Source organism: Nonomuraea sp. NPDC049714, assembly GCF_044465295.1.
In the GTDB taxonomy this organism is placed as follows: Bacteria; Actinomycetota; Actinomycetes; order Streptosporangiales; family Streptosporangiaceae; genus Nonomuraea.
Window position 1 is genome coordinate 268,125 of sequence record NZ_JBITLM010000010.1, and the last position, 17,006, is coordinate 285,130.

The 17,006-nt window shown below is 70.6% G+C and carries 16 protein-coding genes and 1 tRNA gene; 5 read left to right on the forward strand and 12 right to left on the reverse strand.

Annotated features, from left to right (window positions below; genetic code table 11):
• Genes ACIBQX_RS34505 through ACIBQX_RS34515 form a run of 3 tightly spaced genes read left to right on the forward strand, consistent with a single transcriptional unit; the run spans position 1 to position 3,070 of the window.
• Positions 1-846 carry a sulfotransferase domain-containing protein gene (locus ACIBQX_RS34505; RefSeq protein WP_397012235.1) on the forward strand — a complete coding sequence of 282 codons (846 nt, stop codon included), beginning with the start codon at positions 1-3 and terminating at the stop codon, positions 844-846.
• On the forward strand, positions 834-2,144 hold the full coding sequence (locus tag ACIBQX_RS34510) for a lipopolysaccharide biosynthesis protein (RefSeq protein ID WP_397012020.1): 1,311 nt from the start codon (positions 834-836) through the stop codon (positions 2,142-2,144). Before ACIBQX_RS34505 ends, ACIBQX_RS34510 begins: the two co-directional genes overlap by 13 nt.
• On the forward strand, positions 2,141-3,070 hold the full coding sequence (locus tag ACIBQX_RS34515; RefSeq protein WP_397012022.1) for a sulfotransferase: 930 nt from the start codon (positions 2,141-2,143) through the stop codon (positions 3,068-3,070). The genes ACIBQX_RS34510 and ACIBQX_RS34515 overlap by 4 nt, the downstream gene beginning before the upstream one ends.
• Here the strand turns inward: ACIBQX_RS34515 and ACIBQX_RS34520 are convergent.
• The 12 genes from ACIBQX_RS34520 to ACIBQX_RS34575 all read right to left on the reverse strand — a co-directional run bounded on the left by ACIBQX_RS34520 (position 3,036) and on the right by ACIBQX_RS34575 (position 14,766).
• On the reverse strand, positions 3,036-3,785 hold the full coding sequence (locus tag ACIBQX_RS34520; RefSeq protein WP_397012024.1) for a WecB/TagA/CpsF family glycosyltransferase: 750 nt from the start codon (positions 3,783-3,785) through the stop codon (positions 3,036-3,038). The two genes, ACIBQX_RS34515 and ACIBQX_RS34520, sit on opposite strands and share 35 nt — an antisense overlap.
• Positions 3,786-3,998: 213 nt before the next feature.
• Positions 3,999-4,961: a glycosyltransferase family 2 protein gene (locus tag ACIBQX_RS34525; protein WP_397012026.1), complete on the reverse strand. Its 963-nt coding sequence runs from the start codon at positions 4,959-4,961 to the stop codon at positions 3,999-4,001.
• A complete protein-coding gene (locus ACIBQX_RS34530) occupies positions 4,958-5,869 on the reverse strand; it encodes a sulfotransferase (RefSeq protein WP_397012028.1) in 912 nt (303 codons plus the stop codon). Before ACIBQX_RS34530 ends, ACIBQX_RS34525 begins: the two co-directional genes overlap by 4 nt.
• A 327-nt stretch (positions 5,870-6,196) precedes the next feature.
• Positions 6,197-7,459 (reverse strand): sulfate adenylyltransferase subunit CysN, encoded by a 1,263-nt coding sequence (gene cysN / locus ACIBQX_RS34535; protein ID WP_397012030.1) that lies wholly within the window; start codon positions 7,457-7,459, stop codon positions 6,197-6,199.
• A gap of 4 nt (positions 7,460-7,463) precedes the next feature.
• Complete coding sequence (gene cysD / locus ACIBQX_RS34540; protein ID WP_397012032.1) at positions 7,464-8,378, reverse strand: sulfate adenylyltransferase subunit CysD; 915 nt, start codon at positions 8,376-8,378, stop codon at positions 7,464-7,466.
• Between the two features lie 19 nt (positions 8,379-8,397).
• Positions 8,398-9,162 carry a 3'(2'),5'-bisphosphate nucleotidase CysQ gene (locus tag ACIBQX_RS34545; protein WP_397012034.1) on the reverse strand — a complete coding sequence of 255 codons (765 nt, stop codon included), beginning with the start codon at positions 9,160-9,162 and terminating at the stop codon, positions 8,398-8,400.
• Positions 9,162-10,574 carry a sugar transferase gene (locus ACIBQX_RS34550; RefSeq protein ID WP_397012236.1) on the reverse strand — a complete coding sequence of 471 codons (1,413 nt, stop codon included), beginning with the start codon at positions 10,572-10,574 and terminating at the stop codon, positions 9,162-9,164. Before ACIBQX_RS34550 ends, ACIBQX_RS34545 begins: the two co-directional genes overlap by 1 nt.
• 149 nt (positions 10,575-10,723) lie before the next feature.
• A complete protein-coding gene (gene pth, locus ACIBQX_RS34555; protein ID WP_397012036.1) occupies positions 10,724-11,308 on the reverse strand; it encodes an aminoacyl-tRNA hydrolase in 585 nt (194 codons plus the stop codon).
• A gap of 65 nt (positions 11,309-11,373) precedes the next feature.
• Complete coding sequence (locus ACIBQX_RS34560; RefSeq protein ID WP_397012038.1) at positions 11,374-11,970, reverse strand: 50S ribosomal protein L25/general stress protein Ctc; 597 nt, start codon at positions 11,968-11,970, stop codon at positions 11,374-11,376.
• 105 nt (positions 11,971-12,075) lie between these two features.
• Complete coding sequence (locus ACIBQX_RS34565) at positions 12,076-13,053, reverse strand: ribose-phosphate diphosphokinase (RefSeq protein WP_397012040.1); 978 nt, start codon at positions 13,051-13,053, stop codon at positions 12,076-12,078.
• A 52-nt stretch (positions 13,054-13,105) separates the two neighbouring features.
• Positions 13,106-14,557 carry a bifunctional UDP-N-acetylglucosamine diphosphorylase/glucosamine-1-phosphate N-acetyltransferase GlmU gene (glmU, locus tag ACIBQX_RS34570; protein WP_397012042.1) on the reverse strand — a complete coding sequence of 484 codons (1,452 nt, stop codon included), beginning with the start codon at positions 14,555-14,557 and terminating at the stop codon, positions 13,106-13,108.
• Positions 14,558-14,694: 137 nt separating this feature from the next.
• Positions 14,695-14,766, reverse strand: a tRNA-Gln gene (locus ACIBQX_RS34575).
• A gap of 288 nt (positions 14,767-15,054) precedes the next feature.
• On the opposite strand from ACIBQX_RS34575, the gene ACIBQX_RS34580 reads away from it, so the two are divergent.
• Complete coding sequence (locus tag ACIBQX_RS34580; RefSeq protein ID WP_397012044.1) at positions 15,055-15,996, forward strand: acyl-CoA desaturase; 942 nt, start codon at positions 15,055-15,057, stop codon at positions 15,994-15,996.
• Between the two features lie 79 nt (positions 15,997-16,075).
• Positions 16,076-16,993: a TetR family transcriptional regulator gene (locus ACIBQX_RS34585; protein WP_397012046.1), complete on the forward strand. Its 918-nt coding sequence runs from the start codon at positions 16,076-16,078 to the stop codon at positions 16,991-16,993.
• Positions 16,994-17,006: the final 13 nt, after the last annotated feature.

The following is a 17,006-nucleotide window of genomic DNA, read 5'->3' on the forward strand; positions in this document are numbered from 1 at the left end:
ATGAAGCGATCGGCGCTGTCCGTGTCGCGCACCACCGGACGGATCACCTCCGGGGCGCGGATCCTGCCGTCGTTCCTGATCGCCGGGGCGCAGCGGTGCGGCACCACCTCGCTCTACCGGGCGCTCGCGCAGCACCCCCTGTTGCTCAAACCGGTGCTGCACAAGGGGGTCCACTACTTCGACGCCGCCTACTGGCGAGGGCCCGCCTGGTACCGGGCGCACTTCCCGCTCCGGGTGGGCGCGGCGCTGCTCGCCCGGCGGCACGGCAGCGCGCCACAGGCGTTCGAGTCCGCGCCGTACTACCTGTTCCATCCGCTGGCCGGGGAGCGGATCGCCGCCGACCTGCCGGGGGTGAAGCTGATCGTGCTGGTGCGCGACCCGGTCGAGCGGGCCTGCTCCGCGCACGCCCACGAGCTGGCCAGAGGCTTCGAGACGGAGCCCGACTTCGAGCACGCGCTGGAGCTGGAGGCCGGGCGGCTCGCGGGGGCCGAGGAGAGCCTGCGGGCCCGGCCGCACGCCGCGCACCACTCCCACCGCCACCACGGCTACCTGGCGCGCGGGCGCTACGCCGATCAGCTCGACCGGCTGGAGCCGCTGTTGGGGCGGGAGCGGATCCTGGTCCTCGACAGTCACCGCTTCTTCGCCGACCCCCGGCAGGCCTACGACCGGGTGCTGGACTTCCTGGGGGTGCCCCCGCTGGGCGAGCCGGCGTTCGAACGGCACAACGGCCGGCCGCTGCCCAGGCCACTGCCGAACTCTCTCCGCCGGAGTCTGCGCGACCACTTCGAGGCGTACGACACCCGCCTGGTGAGCTGGCTGGGCGGTGAGCCATCATGGCGGAGTTGACCCAGCGGCGGGCGGCGCTCGGGCGGGTGGCTCGGGGTGGGGTGGCCGGGCTGACGGGGGCGGTGGTGGCCGCGCTGGCCCAGTTCGCTCTCGTCGTGGTCGTCACCAGGGCCTTCCCTGCCGGGCAGGCGGGCGCGTTCTTCACGGTGACCGCGCTGGTGCTGATGGCCGCCGGGATCGTGAAGCTGGACGCGGGCAACGGGCTGGTGTACTTCATCGCCCGAGCCAGCGCCCACGAATATCACGGTATTTCGGGATATATCCGGGCGGCCCTGGTGCCGGTCACGGGGGCCGCGACGGTCGTCGGCGTGCTGCTGTACCCATGGCTCGGCCCCGTGGCCCTGGCCCTGCCGGTCATGGCCGTGGCCGACGTGCTGCTCGCCGCCGGCCGGGGCTTCGGCGCCCTGCGCCCCACGGTGCTGCTTGACGGGGTGCTGCTCCCGGTGGGCCAGCTCGTCCTGGTGGGCGCCGTGGCGCTGGCGGGCACGTCGCCCTGGCTCCCGGGTCCGGCCGTCGCCGCCGCGTGGGCGCTGCCTGTCGCGTGGGCGCTGCCGTACCTGCCCGTGCTCGTGCTGGCGGCGCTGGCCCTGCGCGGTCGCGCGCCCCGCACGCCCTGCCTGCCCGGCGCCGGCCGGGACCTGTGGCGGCACACCGCCCCGAGATCGGTGGCGGCGGCGATCCAGGCGGTGTTCCAGCGGTTCGACATCGTGATCGTCGCCCTGCTCGCCGGCCCGGTGCAGGCGGCCGTCTACACCGCCGCCACCCGCTTCAAGATCGTGGGCCAGCTCGCCAACCAGGGCCTGGCGCGGGCCGTACAACCACGCCTGGTCAGAACGCTCGCCGACGGCGACCTGGCCGGGGCCAGGGAGCTCTATCAGGCGACCACCATGTGGCTGGTGCTGCTGACCTGGCCCGTCTGGCTCGCCTACGCGCTGACCGCCCCCTGGCTGCTGCGGCTCTTCGGCGACGACTACGGCGCGGCGGTGCCCGTGGCGCTGGTCCTGGCGGCCACGATGATGGCGGCCACCGCGTCCGGCATGGTCGACGTCGTGCTGACCGCCGCCGGCCACACCACGGCCAGCCTGCGCAACCTCGTCGCGGCCTGCGCCTGCACGGTCCTGCTGGACCTGGCGCTGGTCCCGGCCCACGGCGCGCTGGGCGCGGCGCTCGGCTGGTCCGCCGGCGTGCTGGTCAAGAACGCGCTGCCGCTCTGGCAGCTCCACCGCCGCTACGGCCTGCGCCCCTTCGGCCGCCACAGCCTGTCGGCGCTGCGCCTGCGCACCTGGGCCACAGCATGAACGGCACGAGCGGCAGGAACGACCGTCCCCCGGTGCTGGTGACCGGGCTGCCGAGGAGCGGCACGAGCTGGGTGGGCAAGATGCTGGCCGCCGGTGGCGAGCTCATCTACGTCAACGAGCCGCTCAACCCGCAGCACCCGCCCGGCCGCTGCCCCGGCGTCCTGCGCGCCCAGGTACGCCACCGCTTCCAGTACATCTGCGACGACAACTCCCCCACCTGGCTGCCCGCCTTCCGCGACACCGTCGCGCTGCGCTACCGCTGGGCAGCCGAACTGCGGGCCAACCGCTCCCCGTACGACCTGGCGCGGATGCTCCGCTACGGCGGGGCCTTCACGCTGGGCCGCCTCGCGGGGCGGCGGGCGCTGCTGGACGACCCGTTCGCGGTGCTGTCGGCGGGCTGGTTCGCCGAGCGGCTGGGGTGCAGGGTGATCGCCCTCGTCCGCGACCCGGTGTCATTCGTGGCGAGCTGGCAGCGGCTCGGCTGGACGGTCTACTTCCACGAGCTCCTCGAACAGCCCCTGCTCGTCCGTGACCATCCCCAGGTGCTGCGGCTGCGCGTCCTGGTCGGCTCCCAGGACCGGGTCGCCAAGGCGGCGGCGCTGTGGCGGGTGACGCGGGAGATCCTCGCCCGCACCTCCGGCATCCTGGTCACGTCCTACGACGATCTCGCCGCCGACCCCCGGACGGGCTTCAAGCGCCTGTACGAGTACGCCGGTCTGACCTGGACCCCGGCCGCCGAGGAGCGCGTCATGGAGGCGTGCACCGCCCCCGGCGGGCGGGACCGGGGATTCGCCTGGTCAGGACTGTCGCGCACCGGCTACCGACCGATGAACTCGCGGGCGGCCCTGCAAGCGGGCGCCCGGGGCCTCACCCAGGACGAGATCGACAGGATCAGAGCGCTGACCGCCGACCCGCCGCCCCGCTGAGGCGCAGGCGGGTGACCGCCGAGGAGAGCAGCAGGCGCAGCGCGAAGGGCACGCCGTCCACCAGATAGCGCCTGGCCAGCCGGCCGGGCTCACAGGCCAGCCGGAACAGCCACTCCAGCCCCGCCCCGCGCATCCACCCGGGCGCCCGTGACACCGTGCCGGCGGCGAACCCGATCGCCGCCCCGCACCCCACGAACCAGGCTCCGGGCAGCTCCCGACGCAGCTCGCCGATGAGCAGATCCTGCCGGGGGAACCCGAGCCCCACGAACACCAGGCTCGGCCGCGCCTCCACGACCTTCCGCCGCGCCCGCCGCCTGCCTCGCGCGGTCGCGTCGAACCCGTACGGCGGCGCGTCCACCCCGCAGACCCGCAGCCCTGGATGGCGGCTCGCCAGCTCGGCGGCGGCCGCCGCGGCGACACCGGGCGGGCCGCCGAGCAGATAGACGGGCCACCCGCACCGAGCGGCCCGATCGCTCAGCGACCAGATCAGGTCCGCCCCCGTGACCCGCTCGGGCACCGGCGTCCCCAGCAGCCGTGACGCCCACACCAGCGGCATCCCGTCAGCCACCACCACCTCAGCCCCGTTCACCAGCTCCCGCAGCGCGGCGTCCCCGGCCACGGCCCGGCAGATGTCCACGTTCGGGGTCACGATGTGCCCACCCCTACCGGCGGCCAGCTCACCCTCCACCCACCCGGCCACCTCACCCTCGGTCACCGGATCAAACCCAACCCCCCCGACCACCACCCGCGCCGCCCTACAACCCACCCCACCATCCCCCTTGCTCTTCACCGCGCCCTCCCCCTCACCGCACGCCCTGGCGTCCCCTGGCCGTACGCCTCGCCATCCCCCTCACCGCACGCCCAAGCGTCCCCTGGCCGTACGCCTTGCCGGACAGGTCTTCTGTGGGGTTCGTTGGAGCCGGGATCATCAGATGCCGTGCCCGCGCTGGTGGAGCAGGGCCAGGACGGTGGAGGCGGGGATCAGGCCCGCGGCCACGGCCAGGGCGATGGGCGCGCGGGGCTCGCCGAGGCGGGCGGCGAAGGTGCGGGCGGCCCAGCGGCCCGCGTCACGGCGGTGCCCCAGGGCGGCGTGGCCGAAGGCGAGCTGACCGTAGATCCGTGCCGCGCCGCGCGGATCCACGGCCAGTTCGGGGTGCCGGGCGAGCATCCACTCAAGCCCGGCGATACGGTCCGCCCATCGGGCGACGTAGTGGGACGCGCCCCACCGGACCCGGACGAACGGCTCGTCGGCGTTGGCGATCGGGTGTCGCTTGGCGGCGCGGAGCGCGAGGTCCCAGTCCTCGTTCTGGCCGCTGGGGGCGCTCTCGTCCACCCAGACCGTGCCACGTCTGAACAGGAACGTCGACGAGTGCACCATCACCATGCGCGAGCGCACCAGGTCGGCGGCGGTGACCCGTCGGGTCCCGGCCAGCCTCGGCACCCGCCGCCCCCCGTACTCGACCTCGATGCCGCAGCTGGCGAACTCGGCGCCCGCGTCGGCGAGCAGCCGCGTCTGAGCGGCGAGCTTGCCGGGCAGCCACACGTCATCGTCGTCGCAGAAGGCGATCAGGTCGGTGTCACAGGCGGCGATGCCGGTGTTACGGGCCCCCGGCAACCCCGGAGTGAGCCGATTGGCCAGCACGCGCACACCCGGCACACGGTCGGCGACCACACGCCGCTCCCCACCGTCAACGGCCGACCGGAGAACGGCACCGACAGGGATGGGGTGAAGGCTGTCGGCGACGGCACGGTGGTCACCGCCGTCGACGACCACCGCTACGGTCACGGTGCCTTCGTAGTCCTGGGTGAGGGCCGCTTCGACGGCTGCGCGCAGGTGGGCGGGGCGGTCGCCGCGAGTGGGGATCACCACGCCCACCGAGGCAGGCGTCACGCGGTGTCCCTTCCGTAGCCGTACCGGGCTCTGAGCGGCCAGGTGAGGGCCGCCACTAGGCCGCGGTGGTGCCGGGGCAGGCCGCGCAGCCAGGAGTCGTCCCTGGCCAGCTCGACGGCCCCGGCGGTGAAGCGCATCGGGTTGCCCGAGGCGGTGTGCGCCGTGGTCAGGTAGGCGGTCGTGCCCTGCAGGAACGGCAGGCGCGGGGCCGTGAAGCCGAGGTCCTGAGCCAGGTTCGTCAGCGTGTCGTGCGGCGCGGTCAGCAGGTCCTCGTAGCGGACGCGGGTGACGGGGGCGCCACGGACGGCCAGCAGCTCCAGGGCCAGGTTCTGGGCCGTCCAGTGCACGGCGGTGCGGGCGGGGCCCCAGCGGGTCATCGGCCTGCCGTCCTCGGGGCGGGCCACGGTCCTGCGCCAGGAGTGGGCGACGGCCCGGGGCTCGCGGACCACCTGCACGATGTGCACGTTCACCCCGGCCTCCAGCAGGCAGTAGGCGAGCGAGGCGTGCTTGCTGGAGTCGACCACCGTCCGGGCCTGGGCCGCGTCGGCCGCCGCCTGGTAGACACGGCGGTAGGCGCGTACGTACTCCGGCAGGTCCTCGTGGGCGATGCGCGCCAACCGGCGCGTGCGGTCGACCCGATGGCGTAGCGCCATGACGCGCTCGGCCAGCATGGACGTCCACCCGCCGAAGGCGCGCTCACCGACGCCGCGCCAGAACGGGCACGTCGTGAACGGCCGGCCGCAGCCGCACGGCTCGTCGGCCAGGACGCCGCGCTCCCAGAGGTGCACCACCTCACCGAGGGGCGCGACCTCGGGCAACTGGCCGAGAAGCCGTTCGAGCAGAGTGGTGCCGCTACGGCCGAGGCCGCCCAGGAAGATCACACGGGGAGCGGTCGAACGATCGGTCACAAGCGTGAACCCTCACGTCGCGAACACGGAACGTGGAGATGCTAGCGCGGAGAGTAATCGCATGGTCACCGAACCGCCAAGAGATCTACCTTCAGACCCGCGTTACGCCACGTGCCGGGAAAACCGCACGCGCCCGTACGGCCTCCGCGCGGAGGAAGGCCAGGCTCGGGAATTCAAAAAGGTCCGGCCGACGTGCTCATCAGAGCACATCGGCCGGACCGACCAGCACAGATGTTTTCGGTACGAATCCGCAACCACAACCCCGTCAGGCCCGGCCAACCCAGCCAGAACCCATCAGGCCCGGCCCACGCACCCGGCACCGGAAGGTCAGCGGACGTCCATGATCATGCCGGCGCCCACCGTCCCGTTGGTGGACTCGTCCACCAGGATGAAGCCGCCCGTCATCCGGTTACGCCCGTAGTCGTCCACGAACAGCGGCTGGGTGATCCGGAGCGTGACGCGGCCGATCTCGTTGAGGCCGAGCGACGTCGCTTCCTCGTCCCGGTGCAGGGTGTTGACGTCGAGGCGGTACTGCAGGTCGCGGACCAGGGCCCTGGCCGTGCGGGTGGTGTGCTTGATGGTCAGCTTGGAGCGGGGCGTGAGCTTCACGCCGTCGGCCATCCAGCAGACCATCGCCTCCACGTCCTGGGCGACCTGCGGCTGGTTGTTGGGCCGGGCGATCATGTCGCCCCGGGAGATGTCGAGGTCGTCCTCGAACCGGAGCGTCACCGACATGGGCGGGAACGCCTCCTCCACCGGCCCGTCGAAGGTGTCGATGGAGGCGATCCTGGTCGTCAGCCCGGATGGGAGGTGCACCACTTCGTCACCCGGCTTGAGCACCCCGCCCGCGACCTGCCCGGCGTAGCCGCGGTAGTCGTGGAAGGCGTGGTCGGTGGCCCGCTGGGGGCGGATGACGTACTGGACGGGGAAGCGCACGTCGACCAGGTTGCGGTCGGAGGCGATGTGCACGTTCTCCAGGTGGTGGAGCAGCGAGGTGCCTTGGTACCAGGGGGTGTTCTCGGAGCGGGACACCACGTTGTCGCCGTTGAGCGCGGAGATGGGGATGAACGTGAGGTCGGACACGTTCAGCTTGGACGCGAAGGCGGTGAACTCCTCGCGGATCTCGTCGAAGCGCTCCTCGGAGTAGTCCACCAGGTCCATCTTGTTGACGGCCAGCACCAGGTGGGGGACGCGCAGGAGTGAGGTGAGGAAGGCGTGCCGGCGTGACTGCTCCAGCACGCCCTTGCGCGCGTCGATGAGGATGATGGCCAGGTCGGCGGTGGAGGCGCCGGTGACCATGTTGCGGGTGTACTGGATGTGCCCGGGGGTGTCCGCGATGATGAACTTGCGGCGCGGCGTCGCGAAGTAACGGTAGGCGACGTCGATGGTGATGCCCTGCTCCCGCTCGGCCCGCAGGCCGTCGGTGAGCAGCGACAGGTCGGTGTACTCGGTGCCGCGGTCGCGCGAGGTGCGCTCGACGGCCTCCAGCTGGTCTTCGAAGATCGCCTTGGAGTCGAACAGGAGCCGCCCGATGAGGGTGGACTTGCCGTCGTCGACGCTTCCCGCCGTGGCGAAACGCAGAATGTCCATCGGTTTAGAAGTAGCCTTCCCGCTTGCGATCCTCCATGGCGGCCTCCGAGGCACGGTCGTCGGCCCTGGTGGCCCCGCGCTCGGTGATCCGGGTCGCCGCGATCTCCTCGATGATCTCCTCGACCGTCGCGGCATTGGACTGCACGGCTCCGGTGCAGGTCATGTCACCCACCGTGCGATAGCGCACCACGGACTCGAACAGCGGCTCATCGTCGCCCCGCTGCACGATGTCGGCGTCGGGCAGCAGCATGCCGTCACGCTCGAAGACCTTGCGGGTGTGGGCGAAGTAGATGGAGGGGATCTCGATGCCCTCCCGCCGGATGTAGTCCCAGATGTCCAGCTCGGTCCAGTTGGACAGCGGGAAGACCCGGATGTGCTCGCCCTTGCTGATCCGCGCGTTGTAGAGGTTCCACAGCTCGGGGCGCTGGTTCTTCGGGTCCCACTGGCCGAAGTCGTCGCGGAAGGAGAACACCCGCTCCTTCGCCCTGGCCTTCTCCTCGTCGCGCCTGGCGCCGCCGAAGACCGCGTCGAACTCGTGCTCCTCGATGGCGTCGAGCAGCGTGGTCGTCTGCAGGCGGTTGCGTGAGGCCCTGCGGCCGGTCTGCTCCACCACGCGGCCGGCGTCGATGGAGCTCTGCACGCTGGCCACGATCAGGCGGGCGCCGAGCTCGGCGCTGCGGCGGTCGCGGAACTCGATGACCTCGTCGAAGTTGTGCCCGGTGTCGACGTGCATGAGCGGGAACGGGATGGCGGCGGGCCAGAACGCCTTCTCCGCGATGCGGAGCATGACGATGGAATCCTTACCGCCGGAGAAGAGCAGACAGGGACGCTCGAACTCGGCCGCCACCTCGCGCATGATGTGGATGGCCTCGGCTTCGAGGACGTCGAGCTGCGACGTGGTGTAGTCGCGCTGGAGCATGAGGGCTCTCCTCCGGCGGTTATCGATGCAGGTCCCGGATCCCGGCGAGCAGAGTTGACGCCAAGTCCGGTAGGGAAACCAGAATATCTGGTAGTGAGGGGTCGACTTGGTTGTAGGTCAGCTTCGCGCCGTCGATCCGGCTGGCGTGGGCGCCCGCGGCGAGGGCCACGGCGACCGGCGCGGCCGAATCCCACTCGTACTGACCGCCCGCGTGCACGTACGCCTCGACCTCTCCGGTCAGCACCGCGGAGATCTTCGCGCCCGCCGATCCGATCGGCACCAGATCGGCGCCGACGAGATAGGCGAGCTTCTGCACGAACTCCGGCGGCCGGGTGCGGCTCACCGCGATGCGGAACCTGCCTCCGTCGTAGGCGGGCAGCTTGGGCGGCTCGACGGTGGTCAGCGTGCGCCCCTGCGCGGGCAGCGCCACGGCCCCGGCGGCGAGCACTCCCCGCTCCCACAGCGCCACGTGGACGGCCCAGTCGGACCTGCCCTCCTCGGAGAACTCACGGGTGCCGTCGAGCGGGTCGACGATCCACACCCGATCCGCGCTCTGCCGGCGCGGATCCATCCGCTCCTCGCGGGTGGCCTCCTCCGACAGCACGCTGTCGGAGGGCCTCAGCCTGGCGAGCGACTCCATCAGCAGTACGTGCGCGGCACGGTCCCCGGCGGATCGCAGGACGGCCGGGTCGGCGAAACCCTCCCGCCGTCGGACCTGCAGCAGGTGCTCCCCCGCCTCGGTGGCCAGGTCGGCAGCCAGGGCGTGGTCGTCACGAATCGTCATCAATAAGCTCCTTGCCCGCGGGCGACGGCCGACCAAGTCTTCCACAGGATCTGCAGGTCCAGCATGAGGGTCCAGTTCTCCACGTAACGCAGGTCCAGCCGGACGGATTCCTCCCAGGACAGATCCGACCTGCCGTTCACCTGCCACAGACCGGTCAGGCCGGGCCGGACGAGGAGCCGCCGGCGCACGTCGTCGCCGTAGCGGGCGACCTCTTCGGGCAGCGGCGGGCGCGGCCCGACCAGCGACATGTGGCCGAGGGTGACGTTGATGAGCTGAGGCAGCTCGTCGAGTGAGTGACGGCGCATGAACGCGCCGAGCGGGGTCACACGCGGGTCGTTGCGGATCTTGAACAGGGGCCCGTCGCGGTCGCTGACGAGGGTGATCTTCTGGCGTTCGGAGCCGCGCCGCATAGTGCGGAATTTCACAATGGTGAAAAGCTCGCCGTCTCTGCCGACCCTGGTCTGCCTGAACAGCGCGGGCCCCGGGCTGGTCGCGCGGACGGCGATGGCCAGCGCGGTCAGCAGCGGGGACAGCAGCACCAGCAAGGAGAGCGCGACCAGCCGGTCGAAGACGTTCTTGACGAGCTGGCGGGCGCCCGTCAGCTCGGGGTGCTCGACATGCAGCAGCGGCAGCCCGGCGGCGGGCCTGATGGTGGTGCGCGGCCCGGCGACGTCCATCAGCGCGGGTGCCACCACCAGCTCGGTATGCGTGGCCTCCAGCCGCCAGGCCAGTCGGCGCAGCGCCAGGCCGTCCATCTCGGGGCAGGCGAGCACGGCCACGGTGTCGGCCCGGACCTGGTCGACGACCAGGGGCACGTCGCTGAAGTGGCCGAACACGGGCACCCCGGCCACGCTGCCCTGGGGAGCCTCGTCGGGCAGGCAGGCCGCCACGACCTCCATGCCGTGATGGCGCTCCTTGCGGAAGAGCCGGACGAGCTCGTCCACCGAGGCGGCGTGGCCGACCGCCACGACCTTGCGCATGCACGCGCCGCGCGCCCGGCGCCGGTGCAGCGAGCGGCGCAGGCAGTGTCTGAGCACCAGGGTGAGGAGTGTGACCAGCGGCAGGGCGAGCACCACGTAGCCGCGGGCGATGTCGGTCTTGGTCACGTAGGAGCCGATGGCGAGCGCGGCGGTCAGCGCGACGCCGCACTGCACGATCCGGCGGAACTCCTCTGAGCCGACGCCGATCAGCCGGGGCTCGTAGGCCCTGTTGAGCGCGACCGCGCAGATCCACACCAGCGGCAGCACCACGCTCGCCACCAGATAGGGGGCGGCGTGTGCGGTGACCTCGCCGAACCTGAACACGAAGGCGGCGGCCGAACCCGCGCTCGCGGCGAGCAGGTCGGCCGCCAAGGCCTGGATCTTGTAGGCGCGCACCCAGCAGGGCACGCGCGGGCCGACGCGCCAGGCCACCTCGGGACCGGATCCGACGAGGGCCAGCAGCGCCTCACCGTGGGGTCCGTCGTGCACACACGCCTCCGAGTGACCGATCGCGAACAGACAGTCACCAAATCGTAGCGGTCGGCGACGACAGGGAACCCGCGAACGGCCCTATGCGGAGGTCAGCGTGGAGGGCCGGAAATGTTCAGATCGGCGCGATGGAAGTCGTTCTGAGTGGCTTCGAGGCCGCGTTCCATCAGCGATTCGACCACGTCGGCGGCCCGGTCGACCAGGAACGCCAGGTCTTTACGCTCGGCGGTGGCGAAGTCCTTCAGGACGAAGGAGGCGGGGTCCATCCGGCCGGGCGGCCTGCCGATGCCGAAGCGGACGCGCAGGTAGTCGCGGGTGCCGAGCACCTTGGTGATCGACTTGAGCCCGTTGTGGCCGTTGTCGCCGCCGCCCAGCTTGGCGCGCAGCGCGCCGTAGGGGACGTCGAGCTCGTCGTGGACCACGATCAGCCGCTCGGGGCCGATCTTGTAGAAGTCGGCGAGGGCCTTGACCGGCCCGCCGGACAGGTTCATGTACGTCAGCGGCTTGGCGAGCACGGCGGCCCGGGTCTCGAGCACCTCCGAGCGGCTGCGGTGCGCCTTGAACCGCCCGCTCGCCCTGGCGGCCAGCTCGTCGAGCACCATGAAGCCCGCATTGTGCCTGTTACCCGCGTATTCGGGCCCCGGGTTGCCGAGCCCGGCGATCAGCCAGCGGTCCATGTGCTCCCCTCAAGCGCGGAACGGGACAGCCGGCGCGGTGCCGGCTGTCCCGTGATCGCGACGAATTACTCGGCGGCCTCGGCGGCGCCGTCCTCGGCACCCTCTTCGGCCTCGGCCGGAGCCTCGGTCGGCTTGCCGATGACCTGGAGGATCACGGCCTCCGCGTCGGCGGCGAGGGTGGTGCCCTCCGGGAGGGAAAGCTGAGCGGCGGTGATGACGGTGCCGACGGTCAGCCCGTCGACGTCGACCTCGATGCCGGTCGGGATGTGCGTGGCCTCGGTCTCCACGGAGACGGACACGAGCTGCTGGTCGAGCAGGCCCTCGGAGTTGACGTCGCCGACCGTGGTGACAGGGATCTCGACGGTGACCTTCTCGCCGCGCCGGACCAGGAGCAGGTCGACGTGCTCGATGAAGCCCCGGATCGGGTCGCGCTGGACGCCCTTGGGCAGCGCCAGCTCGTCGATGCCGTCACCGGCCAGGCGGATCAGCACGTTGGGCGTGCGCAGCGCGAGGAGGACCTCGTGACCCGGCAGGGTCAGGTGCTTGGTGTCGGTGCCGTGCCCGTAGAGGACGGCGGGCACCTTGTCGGAGCGGCGGATCTTGCGGGCTGCGCCCTTGCCGAACACGGTGCGCGACTCAGCGGTGATACGTACTTCGGACACGACATCTCCTAGGGATGCGGAAGATCGGATTTTGCGCTCCCCCTCACCCGCCCTAGCGGAAGGCGTTACGAGCGCAACCGGGCCAGTCTACAGCGCCGGCGCAGCTCAGGTGTCACCCTCGAACATGCTGGTGACGGAGCCGTCGGTGAACACCTCGGTGATGGCTCGGGCGATGAGCGGGGCGATCGACAGCACGGTCAGCTTGTCGAAGCGGCTCTCCTCCGGCAACGGCAGCGTGTTGGTGACGATGACCTCGGAGATCCGGGAGTTCTTCAGCCGGTCGACCGCCGGGTCGGAGAACACCGCGTGCGTGGCGGCCGTGATCACGTTGGTGGCGCCCTGGTCGTAGAGGGCGTCGGCGGCCTTGCAGATGGTGCCGGCCGTGTCGATCATGTCGTCGATCAGCACGCAGGTGCGGCCGCGTACCTTGCCGACGACCTCGTTGACCTTCACGGAGTTGGCCACGTCGAGGTCGCGCCTCTTGTGGATGAAGGCCAGCGGGGTGCCGAGCGTGTCGGCCCAGCGCTCCGACAGGCGCACCCGGCCGGTGTCGGGCGAGACGATGGTGGTGTTGGCCAGGTCGAGCCGGTTCTTCAGATAGTTCTCCAGCACCGGCATGGCGAACAGGTGGTCGACCGGTCCGTCGAAGAAGCCCTGGATCTGCGAGGTGTGCAGGTCGATCGACATGAGCCGGTCGGCGCCCGCGGTCTTGAACAGGTCGGCCATCAGCCTGGCCGTGATCGGCTCGCGGCCCCGGCCCTTCTTGTCCTGCCTGGCGTAGCCGAAGAACGGCATGACCACGGTGATGCGCTTGGCGGAGGCCCGCTTGAGCGCGTCGACCATGATGAGCTGTTCCATGATCCACTGGTTGATCGGACCGGTGTGGCTCTGGAGCACGAAGGCGTCGCAACCGCGGACGGATTCGAGGTAGCGGGCGTAGATCTCGCCGTTGGCGAAGTCGATCAGTTTGGTGGGCGTCAGGGAGACGCCGAGGTGCTCGGCGACCTCCTCGGCCAGTTCGGGATAGGCCCGGCCGGAGAAGAGCATGAGAGCTTTCTCACCCGGTTGCTTGAGGCTTGTCATGAGACGTCCTCCACGGACCCGCTGTCTGTACCGATGACCTCGGCGAGCTCGGTCATGTGCCACTCTCCCGCTGTTCTTGCTCAGCCAGCGCCCGCTCGGCGGCCGCGGCTGATTTGGTGCCCGCGCGCCTGCGCAAGACCCACTTTTCGATGTTGCGCTGACGCGCTCTGGCCACCCCGATGGCGCCGGGCGGCACATCGCCGTCGATGACGGAGCCGGCGGCCGTGTAGGCGCCGTCTCCGATCGTCACCGGGGCGATGAGCATGGTGTCGCAGCCGACGAACGCGCCGTCGCCGACCGTGGTGCGACTCTTGGTGACTCCGTCGTAGTTGACGAAGACCACGGCGGCGCCGATGTTGACGTCGTCGCCGATCGTGGCGTCTCCCGCGTAGGTCAGGTGGGGCACCTTGGAGCGCTCGCCGACCTGGGAGTTCTTCATCTCGACGAAGGTGCCGGCCTTGGCGCTGCGGCCGAGGACGGTGCCGGGGCGCAGGTAGGCATAGGGGCCGACGCTGGCCTGCGGGCCGATCTCGGCGCCGTCGGCGACGGCGTTGCGCACCACGGCGCCCGCGCCGACGAGGGTGTCGGTCAGCGTGGTGGCGGGGCCGATCTCGGCGCCGGCCTCGACCACGGTGCGGCCGTGCAGCTGCGTGCCGGGGTGGATGACGGCGTCGGGCTCGATCCGCACGCCCACGTCGATCCAGGTGCTGCCGGGGTCGACGACGGTGACCCCGCCGCGCATGTGCCGCTCCAGCAGCCGCTGGTTGAGCACCTTGCGGGCGAAGGCCAGCTGGACCCGGTCGTTGACGCCCTCGACCTCGGCGTAGTCGCCGGCGACGTGCGCGCCGACGCGGTGACCGTCGCCGCGCAGGATCGACAGCACGTCGGTGAGATACTCCTCGCCCTGGGCGTTGTCGCTGGAGACGCGCTTGACGGCGTCGGCCAGGAGCTCGCCGTCGAAGGCGTAGATGCCGGAGTTCATCTCCTTGACGGCCCGCTGGCCGGGGCTGGCGTCCTTGTCCTCGACGATCTCCAGCACGGCCCCGCCGTCGTCGCGGATGATGCGCCCGTAGCCGGTGGGGTCGGGCACCTCGGCCGTGAGCACGGTGACCGCGTTGCCGTCGGACTCGTGCCGCTGGAGCAACTCGGCCATGGTCTCGGTGCGCAGCAGCGGCACGTCTCCGTAGGTGACCAGGACGGTGCCGGTGATGGTGCCGGTCTCCTCCAGCACGGTGCGGACCGCGTGACCGGTGCCGCGCTGCTCGTGCTGGACGACGGCGCGCGCGTCCGGGCTGGTCTCGGCCAGGTGGGCGCCGACTCGCTCCAGCGCGTGGCCGATGACGACGATGAGCCGCTCGGGACCGAGGTCCCTGGCGGCGGAGAGCATGTGGTCGACCAAGGCTCGGCCGCACAACTCATGCAGGACTTTCGGGGTCTGGCTCTTCATCCGGGTGCCCTCGCCGGCGGCGAGGACGATGACGGCGGCCGGGCGCGGCACACTCACGGACTGAGGCTCCCTGTGGCTGGACGGTCTCAGGGTCATATGCGGGCTATCGCACCGCAACCCTCCCGACACCGTGAGGATACCTGGCCGCCCTGAGCTCTCTTCCAGGGGGGCTTTCGGGAGGGCGAGCCGAAAAGCTCCCGGAAGAGGACTCGAACCCCTACAAAGTGGACCAAAACCACTTGTCCTGCCGATTAGACGATCCGGGAATCAGGCGGACACCGTGGCATCCGACACGGTCCTACGATACCGACCCCGCACAGGCGTGCGCGCCCGAATATCGCCCTCCGATCCCCCTCGGCGGACTAGATCGCCGGTTGACGGGCACGTTGGAGCCGTGGGCGCTTATAACAGACCGCCCGAAACGCCGCAAGGCATGGAATCAACGCATACCCGTCGGGACTCCGTCATGTCTTAGGTCTTCCTTACCTACGATGGCGTAAGTTACGGTGACGTAGGACGGACATAGTTCCCAGACAGCTCGTGAGAGGCAGCCCATGACCGTTATCGCCGACCGTCCGACACCCGGACCGAAGCCCGATGTCGAACCAGAACCACGTACCAAGGCCGAGCTCGTCTCCTTCGCCCTGGTCGTCGGGTTGCCCATCGTCGCGATCCTGGCCGCCGTCCCGATGGCCTGGGGGTGGGGACTGCTCGGCTGGACGGACGTCGTCATCGCCGGTGTCTTCTACGTCGTGTCCGGTCTCGGCGTCACCGTCGGTCTGCACCGCTACTTCACCCACGGCTCGTTCAAGGCCAAGCGGCCCCTGAAGATCGCCCTGGGCATCGCGGGCAGCCTCTCGCTGGAGATGTCCGTGCTCGACTGGGTCGCCACCCACCGCAAGCACCACAAGTTCTCCGACAAGGAGGGCGACCCGCACTCGCCGTGGCGCTTCGGCCCCGGCTTCAAGTCGATGACCAAGGGCCTGCTCTACGCGCACATGGGCTGGCTGTTCGACGCCGAGCGCACCAACCGCGAGAAGTACGCCCCGGACCTGTGCCGCGACCCCGACGTGATGAAGCTGCACAGGGCGTTCGGCGCGCTGGCCCTCGTCTCCCTCCTGCTGCCCGGCATCCTCGGCGGGCTCCTCACCTGGTCCTGGCAGGGCGCGCTGACCGCGCTGTTCTGGGGCACGCTGGTCCGCATCGGGCTGCTGCACCACGTCACCTGGTCGATCAACTCGATCTGCCACGTGTTCGGCGACGAGGCCTTCCAGGTACGTGACAAGTCCCGCAACGTGTGGTGGCTGGCGATCCCGTCCTTCGGCGAGTCCTGGCACAACCTGCACCACTCCGACCCCAGCTGCGCCAGGCACGGCGTGCTCAAGGGCCAGATCGACCTGAGCGCCGGCCTGATCCGGATCTTCGAGAGGCTGGGCTGGGTGTACAACGTACGCTGGCCGAATCCCGAGCGGCTGGCGGCGAAGCGGATTGCCTGACACCGCTCCATCGGGGCCCTGCGGTTCGTCAGGCACCGCCATTATGGAAACCGTGACCGAATCCCGATCTCGCAGGCGTATGACCGGAAAAGAACGAAGAGAGCAGCTGATACTGATCAGCCGGACGCTTTTCGCGCAGAAGGGGTTCGACGGGACCTCGATCGAGGAGATCGCGGCCACCGCGCACGTCTCCAAGCCGGTGGTGTACGAGCACTTCGGCGGAAAAGAAGGCGTGTACGCCGTCGTCGTCGACCGGGAGATGCAGAAGCTGCTCGGCATGATCACCGAGGCGCTGACCGCGAGCCACTCGCTGGTCAAGCTCGAACGCGCCGCGCTGGCCCTGCTGCGGTACATCGAGGAGAGCAGCGAGGGCTTCCGCATCCTGGTCCGCGACTCGCACGCCGCCTCGGGCACCGGCACGTTCGCGAGCCTGATCAGCGAGATCGCCAGCCAGGTGGAGGACGTGCTGGCCGACGAGTTCGCGGCCCGCGGCTACTCCCCCGACCTCGCGCCCATGTACGCCCAGATGCTGGTCGGCATGGTGGCCCTGACCGGTCAGTGGTGGCTGGACGTGCGCAAACCGGGCCGCGAGGAGGTGGCGGCGCACGTGGTGAACCTGGCCTGGAACGGCTTGACCGGCCTCAACCCGCAGCCGGCGATGACCGCGGCGACGACCACGGCGACGCGTGACCAGGTCGCGGCCAAGGTGCCCGGACCGCGCGCCAGTGACAAGGAGCTGCGCGAGTTGGACAAGGCGCGCGAGCGGGAGCTCAAGGAGGCCGAGAAGGTCCGCCAGCGGGAGCTGCGCGAGGCGGAGAAGGCCAGGGTGCGCGAGCTGAAGGAGCGGGAGAGACTGCTGAAGGAGGCCGAGAAGGAGCGTGAGAGGCTCTTGAAGGAGGCCGAGAAGGCTCGCGAGCGCGAGGAGAAGCTGCGCCAGCGGGAGGCTCGGCTGGCCGAGAGAGCCGCTCTGCTCGCGCAACCGGATCAGCCGGAATAAGTCGTTGCGGTCC